The organism is Christiangramia marina (assembly GCF_048285865.1).
Lineage (GTDB): Bacteria > Bacteroidota > Bacteroidia > Flavobacteriales > Flavobacteriaceae > Christiangramia > Christiangramia marina.
In genome coordinates, this window is sequence record NZ_JBLVTK010000002.1 from 841,567 (window position 1) to 849,088 (window position 7,522).

Annotated in this window: 6 protein-coding genes; 2 read left to right on the forward strand and 4 right to left on the reverse strand. The window is 39.4% G+C overall.

The genetic code is table 11. The annotated features are described in order from the left end of the window. Positions 1-105: 105 nt before the first annotated feature. Genes rpsJ through rpsL form a run of 4 tightly spaced genes read right to left on the reverse strand, consistent with a single transcriptional unit; the run spans position 106 to position 3,414 of the window. Positions 106-411 carry a 30S ribosomal protein S10 gene (gene rpsJ / locus ACNKXS_RS10480; RefSeq protein WP_026915146.1) on the reverse strand — a complete coding sequence of 102 codons (306 nt, stop codon included), beginning with the start codon at positions 409-411 and terminating at the stop codon, positions 106-108. A 10-nt stretch (positions 412-421) separates the two neighbouring features. Then, positions 422-2,533: an elongation factor G gene (gene fusA / locus ACNKXS_RS10485; protein ID WP_417920785.1), complete on the reverse strand. Its 2,112-nt coding sequence runs from the start codon at positions 2,531-2,533 to the stop codon at positions 422-424. 6 nt (positions 2,534-2,539) lie between these two features. Continuing rightward, positions 2,540-3,016, reverse strand: coding sequence for a 30S ribosomal protein S7 (gene rpsG, locus ACNKXS_RS10490; RefSeq protein WP_026915144.1), 477 nt, complete (start codon positions 3,014-3,016; stop codon positions 2,540-2,542). 23 nt (positions 3,017-3,039) lie between these two features. Then, positions 3,040-3,414: a 30S ribosomal protein S12 gene (gene rpsL, locus ACNKXS_RS10495; protein WP_010230128.1), complete on the reverse strand. Its 375-nt coding sequence runs from the start codon at positions 3,412-3,414 to the stop codon at positions 3,040-3,042. A 354-nt stretch (positions 3,415-3,768) separates the two neighbouring features. Between rpsL and ACNKXS_RS10500 the strand changes: the two genes are divergently transcribed. After that, a complete protein-coding gene (locus ACNKXS_RS10500; RefSeq protein ID WP_417920786.1) occupies positions 3,769-7,023 on the forward strand; it encodes a SusC/RagA family TonB-linked outer membrane protein in 3,255 nt (1,084 codons plus the stop codon). 10 nt (positions 7,024-7,033) lie between these two features. Then, positions 7,034-7,522 (forward strand): SusD/RagB family nutrient-binding outer membrane lipoprotein (locus ACNKXS_RS10505; RefSeq protein WP_417920787.1); only part of this gene is annotated, 489 nt, incomplete at its 3' end.

Genomic DNA, 7,522 nt, shown 5'->3' on the forward strand with positions numbered 1-7,522 from the left:
GGGCTGAAAAACACATTCAGCCCTGAATTGTATTTTTCACCGTTTTTCCTTCGCGAAACGCTCAGGACATGTTAACCGCGCACCGCAGTGCGCGGAACTGTTTTATCACACTTTGATCTCTACTTCTACTCCACTAGGAAGTTCAAGCTTCATCAACGCATCAATCGTCTTTGAAGAAGAGCTATAGATATCAAGTAATCTCTTGTAAGAGCTTAATTGAAACTGCTCTCTAGATTTCTTGTTCACGTGAGGTGAACGAAGAACAGTAAAGATTTTTTTATTTGTTGGCAACGGAATTGGTCCGGTAACAACAGCTCCCGTAGTCTTTACGGTTTTTACGATTTTCTCAGCAGACTTGTCTACCAGGTTATGATCGTAAGATTTTAGTTTTATTCTGATTTTTTGACTCATTTCCTTAAGATTATTCGTTAGCTGCTCCTCTTGCTGCTTTAATTACTTCTTCAGAAATATTTGAAGGAGTTTCAGCATAGTGAGAGAATTCCATAGTTGAAGTTGCTCTACCTGATGAAAGTGTTCTTAATGTAGTTACATAACCGAACATTTCAGAAAGCGGCACTTCAGCCTTGATTACCTTCGCTCCAGATCTGTCTGACATGTTGTTTACTTGACCTCTTCTTCTGTTAAGGTCACCAACGATATCACCCATATTTTCTTCTGGAGTCACAACTTCTACTTTCATGATTGGCTCAAGAATAACAGCTCCTGCAGATTTCGCAGCAGATTTGTATCCCATTTTAGCAGCCAATTCGAAAGAAAGTTGATCTGAATCCACAGGGTGGAAAGAACCATCCTTAAGTTCAACTTTCAATGAATCCATTGTAAATCCTGCAAGTGGTCCAGCTTTCATTGCTTCTTTGAATCCTTTCTCTACTGAAGGAACGAATTCTTTAGGAATACGTCCACCTTTAATAGAGTCGATGAATTGAAGACCATCACCTTCGAAATCTTCATCTACAGGCCCCATAGTGAAAACAATGTCTGCAAATTTACCACGACCACCAGATTGTTTCTTGTAAACTTCTCTCTGGTCTGCATCTCTACGAACAGCTTCCTTATATTCTACCTGAGGCTCACCAACGTTCACTTCTACTTTAAACTCACGCTTCATACGATCGATAATGATCTCTAAGTGAAGCTCACCCATACCAGAAATAATTGTCTGACCTGAGTTCTCATCAGTTTTTACAGTAAATGTTGGATCTTCTTCAGCTAATTTAGCCAATGCCATTCCCATTTTCTCAACGTCGGCCTTAGTTTTAGGCTCCACCGCGATACCGATTACCGGTGCAGGGAAAGACATAGATTCAAGAACGATCGGGTGATCTAGATCTGTAAGAGTATCACCTGTTTTAATATCCTTGAATCCAACAGCAGCTCCAATATCTCCAGCCTCGATACTATCGATTGGCTCTTGCTTATTAGAGTGCATTTGATAAATTCTTGAAATACGCTCCTTTTTACCTGAACGTACGTTTAGCACGTAAGAACCAGCATCAAGAGTACCTGAATAAGCACGGAAGAATGCCAGACGCCCTACGAAAGGATCGGTAGCAATTTTAAAGGCAAGCGCAGAAAATGGAGAATCCACATTTGGCTTACGACTTTCCTCTTCACCTGTATCAGGATTAGTACCTTCAATTGCTTCTACATCTACTGGAGAAGGAAGGTAACGCATCACGGCATCAAGCATCGCCTGAACACCTTTATTTTTAAATGCAGAACCACACATCATTGGGATGATGCTCATATCTATAGTAGCAGCTCTTAATGCAGCGATGATCTCATCTTCAGTAATAGAAGACTCGTCTTCGAAGAATTTCTCCATCAAAGCTTCATCATATTCTGCAACCGCTTCCACTAATTCTGCACGGTACTTATTAACATCGTCTAAAAGCTCTTCAGGAATATCGATAGTATCATAAGTCATCCCATGATCCTCATCATTCCAGATAATCGCTTTTTTAGAAATAAGATCAACCACACCTCTAAAGTCGATTTCATCACCAATAGGTACCTGTAATGGCACCGGGTTACCACCAAGCATTTCTCTTACCTGACGACATACGTTGAAAAAATCTGCACCCTGACGGTCCATTTTATTAACGAAACCTAGACGTGGAACTCTATATTTATCTGCTTGTCTCCAAACAGTTTCAGACTGAGGCTCAACCCCATCAACTGCAGAGAACAATGCAACAACTCCATCAAGAACACGTAATGAACGCTCTACCTCTACAGTAAAGTCTACGTGACCTGGAGTGTCAATAATGTTTACAGTAAATTCCTGATCGCGGTACATCCATTTACAGTGTGTTGCCGCAGAAGTAATAGTAATACCACGCTCCTGCTCTTGCTCCATCCAGTCCATAGTAGCAGCACCATCATGAACCTCACCGATTTTATGACTTATACCTGTATAATAAAGGATACGCTCTGTTGTTGTAGTTTTACCCGCATCAATATGAGCTGCAATTCCAATATTTCTAGTAAATTTTAAATCTCTTTGTGCCATGTTGTTTTAGAATCTAAAGTGAGAGAATGCTTTGTTAGCTTCAGCCATTTTATGAGTATCTACTCTTTTCTTAACAGCAGCTCCTTCTTCTTTTGCAGCAGCAAGAATTTCAGCAGATAGCTTTCCAGCCATAGACTTCTCATTTCTCTTACGCGCAAAACTAATTAACCACTTCATAGCAGTAGAAACCTTACGGTCTGGACGAATTTGCATTGGAATCTGAAATGTTGCACCACCCACACGTCTACTTCTCACTTCAACGTGAGGCATAACGTTAGAAAGAGCATCTTTCCAAATTTCCAAACCAGATTTTTCTTCGTCTTGTTTTTTCTCCTCTACAATTGCAATAGCATCATAGAAAATCTTAAAGGCTACCGACTTCTTACCATCCCACATCATCATGTTCACGAAACGCGTAACTAGCTGATCGTTAAATTTTGGATCTGGTAAAAGCGGTCTCTTTTTCGCCTGTCTTTTTCTCATTTCTTTACATTAAAAGTTTTTAATTACTTCTTAGGGCGTTTTGCACCGTACTTAGATCTTCGCTGAGTTCTACCTTCAACACCGGCAGTATCTAGCGCACCACGAACAATGTGATATCTAACACCTGGTAAATCTTTTACCCTTCCACCTCTAACCAATACTATCGAGTGCTCTTGTAGATTGTGTCCTTCTCCAGGAATGTAGGCGTTAACCTCTTTCCCGTTTGTCAACCTTACCCTTGCTACTTTTCTCATAGCAGAGTTTGGTTTCTTAGGAGTAGTGGTATACACACGTGTACAAACACCTCTCCTTTGAGGGCACGAATCCAAAGCAGCCGATTTACTCTTCTTGGTTATTTTGGCTCTTCCTTTTCGTACTAATTGTGAAATTGTTGGCATAATTTCCTATACACTAATTATTAATAAAATTTAATCCCCCGATTTTTAGGGTTTGCAAAGATATAAATAAAAAAGGATTATTCAAATACGTTACTATCTATTTTTCAAACAGTTTCATCTTCGGAGTACTTAAGTGGAACTATGGATGATTTAGAAATTCAATCAAAGGGATATATGAGATCCTCAAACACAACTTCGAATTACTGGTTTTTTTTAGCATGTCTTCAATTTATCAACAATTAAAGCAGAATTTAACAAAACCTTCTAATAAAGCACGTTTTTCGAGAGGAAAAGCTTGGTTTATTAACCATTTATTATCACATTTGGCATCGGCTAATTCAAACAAATTTTAAAATGAAAACAAAGTTTAGTAGTATTTTAACGCTATTACTGGCGTTCGTGGTGCAAATAACTTTTGCACAGGAACGTTCCATTGCGGGTACGGTGACTGACTCAGATGGTCTTCCACTTCCTGGTGTGAACGTTCTTATTAAAGGTACAGGCACGGGTACCCAAACAGATTTCGACGGAAATTATGAAATCACTGCAACTCAGGGAGATGTTTTGGTTTTCTCTTTCGTTGGATTGAAACAAGCAGAATACACCGTTAGCACAAATGATCAAATCGATGTGGTAATGGAGAACGATTCTGCTCAACTTGATGAAGTTGTTGTAACTGCATTAGGTATTAAACGAGAGAAGAAACAGCTAGGTTACTCTACACAGGAAGTAGGTGGTGAAGCTGTATCTGATGTTCCACAACAAAACTTCGTGAACTCTCTATCAGGTAAGGTTTCCGGTCTTAGTATTAAGTCTTCAGGAACACTTGGTGGATCTACGAACGTTGTAATTCGTGGTAACTCCTCTCTTACAGGAAACAACCAGGCACTTTTTGTTGTTGATGGTACTCCTATTAGCAATAACACTCCAAACACTAGCACACAGGCTCGTGGAGGTGGTGGATATGATTACGGTAACGCCGCTTCGGATATAAACCCGAATGACATCGCGTCTATCAACGTACTTAAGGGTGCGGCTGCGACTGCTCTTTACGGAGCAAGAGCTGCGAATGGTGTTGTAATTATTGAAACTAAAAAAGGCTCTAAAGGTAAAGGTATTGGTATATCTGTACAGTCTTCTATTACTGTGACGAATCCAGATATGGAAACACTTCCAGAATATCAGGATCAATATGGTGCTGGATACGGTGCTTACTATGATTCTGAAGACGGATACTTCAACTTGTATGATGTAGACGGTGACGGTAACCTGGATGAGACAACTCCTTTTACTGAAGATGCTTCTTTTGGTGCTGCATTTGATCCTAACAGACAAATTTACCAGTGGAACTCTATTTTTCCTGATTTAGACACTTACCAACAAGCTTCTCCATGGGTAGCTGGTAAGAATGATCCTAACAGCGTATGGCAAACTGGTTACACTTCTGTAAACTCTGTTGCTTTAGATGGTGGTTCAGAAACTTCTTCTTTCAGATTGAGTGGAACTCACCTGAATCAACAAGGTAACCTTCCAAACTCCAACATCAAGAGAAACACACTTAAGTTTAGTGGTTCTCATGAATTCACAGATAAGTTTAATGCTCAGGCGAACATTACTTATACTAAGACTGATGGTAAAGGACGTTACGGAACTGGATACAGTTCTTTGAACATTATGCAACAGTTCAGACAGTGGTTCCAAACTAACGTAGATTTCGAAGAGCAAAGAAGAGCTTACGAGGCTACAGGACAGAACATTACCTGGAACCCAAATTCTCCAGATGATTTATCACCTATTTATTCTGATAACCCATACTGGACGTTCTACGAGAACTTTCAAACTGATACTCGTAACAGATATTTTGGAAACGTAAACCTTAACTATGAATTGAATGATGTATTTAGCATTCTAGGTAGATTTACTTTTGATACGTTTGACGAACTACAAGAAGAAAGAATTAATGTAGGATCAGCAGATATTGCTAAATACAGCCGTTACAACAACAGAGCTGCTGAATACAACTATGACCTTATCCTAAATTTCAATAAGGACATTAGTGATGATGTTAACATTGATGGTAACTTAGGTTTCAACTTAAGAAGAAACGAAAGAAATAGCATTTTTGCTTCAACAAACGGAGGATTAAATAAAGCTGGATTCTACGCACTAAGTAATAGTGCTAGCCCACTTAACCCACCTTCAGAGTACGAATCTGTAAGAATGTTAGATGGTGTTTACGCTAGAGCAAGTGTAGGTTTATTCAATACTTACTTCCTTGAAGGTACTATCCGTAGAGACCGTTCTTCTACATTACCAAAAGAAAACAACACTTTCTACTACCCTGCGGTATCTGCAAGTGTTTTGTTATCTAACCTGATTGATGCAGACTGGTTAAGTTTCGCAAAACTTAGAGGTAACTACGCTGAAGTTGGTAATGATACTAATCCTTACAACGTATTTAATACGTATACTATTTCTGCTGGATTTAATGGAGCAGGTGTTGCAAGCAACAATGCAACTCTTAGAAACCCTAACTTAAAGCCAGAGCGTCTTAAGTCATATGAAGTTGGTTTGGAAACAAACTTCTTCGATAGAAGAATTGGCTTAGATGTATCTTATTATAGATCAAGAACTGAAGATCAAATTACTCCAGTTCCTGTATCTCCTTCAACCGGATTTAGTGAGCAATTGCTTAATGCTGGTGTAATTGAAAATAAAGGTATCGAGGTTGCATTAACCTTGAACCCAATTAGAACTGAAGACTTCAACTGGAACATCAACGTGAACTGGGCGAAGAACGAGAACGAAGTACTTGAACTTGCTGATGGTATTGAAAACCTACAGTTAGCTAGCTTACAAGGTGGTATTTCTATTAATGCTGCTCCAGGAGAACCATACGGTGCTATTAGAGGAACAGATTTCGTTTACGACGATCAAGGTAACAAAGTGATCACATCTGCTGGTTACTATGCTAAAACTCCTAACTCAAACTATGTTATTGGTGATTTCCAGCCAGATTGGATTGGTGGTGTGCAGAACACATTCACTTACAAAAACATAGCTCTTGGATTCTTAATTGATGTTCAAAAAGGTGGAAGCGTTTTCTCTCTTGACCAATGGTATGGTACTGCTACCGGTATTTATGCTAGTAGTGTAGGTACTAACGAACTTGGTAATCCAATTAGAAATACTATCGAAAACGGTGGTGGTGTTCTTCTGGATGGTGTTCAGGGTGATGTTAGCTTTAACGCTGATGGTACTTACGAAGTAACTAACACTTCTCCAAATGAGACTAGAGCTAGAACAGATTACTACGCTAACCCTTTTGGGTACGCACGTGCTCCTAACGCACTTCACGTATATGACGCTGGATATGTTAAGTTGAGAGAAGCTACGCTTACTTATAACTTTGGTGATAGAGTACTTGAAGCTTTACCATTTACAAGAGCTTCTGTATCCTTCATTGGTCGTAACCTTTGGATCATCGACAAGAGTATTCCTTACGCAGATCCTGAAGCAGGTTTAAGTGCTGGTAACGTTCAAGGATACCAGTCTGGTGCTTACCCAACAATGAGAGAAATAGGTGCTAGTCTTAAATTTAACTTTTAATTAAAATACTATGAAAAAATATATTGTTGCTCTTTCAGCTGTTGCAATGCTTTGGTCCTGCCAGAGTGATGAACAGTATGAAAATTTAAACCGGGATCCTAAAAACCCCGATGCTGTAGCTTCAGATTTCTTATTTACAGCTGCTACAGTAAGTCTTGGTGATTACACCGCTAGCCCGAATGTAAACGAACCTCTTTACAGGTTCCTTGGGCAGTACTTGACTACAACGACTTATACTGATGAGCCTAACTACGATTTTACAGCTCGTCAAAATCCAGATGCAGTTTGGAGTAGATATTACACAAATGTAATTTATGATCTTCAGGATGCAAAGAGAGTTGTGAATGCTAACGAAGGCTTGACTCAGGGTCAAAAAGACGCTAGACTAGGACAACTTGAAGTGATAGAAGTTTATACCTGGCACTTATTAGTTGATGGATTTGGAGACATTCCTTATACTCAGGCTTTGCAACCTAGTGAATTCTCACTTCCTGTCTAT

Bases quoted from the DNA above. Each gene is read 5' to 3' on its own strand.
- rpsJ (WP_026915146.1), bottom strand. From the start codon at position 411: ATGAGTCAAAAAATCAGAATAAAACTAAAATCTTACGATCATAACCTG.
- fusA (WP_417920785.1), bottom strand. From the start codon at position 2,533: ATGGCACAAAGAGATTTAAAATTTACTAGAAATATTGGAATTGCAGCT.
- rpsG (WP_026915144.1), bottom strand. From the start codon at position 3,016: ATGAGAAAAAGACAGGCGAAAAAGAGACCGCTTTTACCAGATCCAAAA.
- rpsL (WP_010230128.1), bottom strand. From the start codon at position 3,414: ATGCCAACAATTTCACAATTAGTACGAAAAGGAAGAGCCAAAATAACC.
- ACNKXS_RS10500 (WP_417920786.1), top strand. From the start codon at position 3,769: ATGAAAACAAAGTTTAGTAGTATTTTAACGCTATTACTGGCGTTCGTG.